This window comes from Mycobacterium sp. DHQP2018-32-09, from assembly GCF_058148405.1.
Genome location: NZ_JBYVYK010000159.1, coordinates 1 through 429, shown reverse-complemented (window position 1 = coordinate 429; position 429 = coordinate 1). Strand labels below are relative to the sequence as shown.

The 429-nt window shown below is 57.1% G+C and carries 1 protein-coding gene; it reads left to right on the top strand.

Features of this window, described 5'->3' with window-relative positions:
• A partial coding sequence (locus AC30CM_RS27140) for a hypothetical protein (RefSeq protein WP_490119997.1) occupies positions 1-429 on the top strand: 429 nt, incomplete at both ends.

Sequence of the window (429 nt, the reverse complement as noted above, 5' to 3'; positions counted from 1 at the left end):
ATCGCATTGTGCCCCTTGGCGTGGAAAAGACTCCGTGGGGAACGATCCATACCGAACATGGATTCACGTTTCCCGATGCGTTCAGGAAGTCGCTGAGCCAGTACTGGGATGAGCTGGGTGGTGACACACCGCGCGTGCGCTATGGCAGCGTTTACCACTTCCATCGAACCGAGTGCCGTATGATCGTCGTGTGTGGCCGGGTCTATCTGGTGACACGAAATGGCCCCGTTACGCGGGAAGTTACTGGCTTCGAGGAAGAAAACTTCGGGCCGTGGCAGGTCCATTCGGAAGGAACTGTTGGCCGGGACCGGTCCTACGACAAATGGAGTATCGGTGATCCCGGTATCGAACTCGGGGTCTTCAACGAGGACGCCTACCAACTTTCGCGGCTGGTACACGCACCGGTTTTTGAAGTCCAGTGGAAGGAGA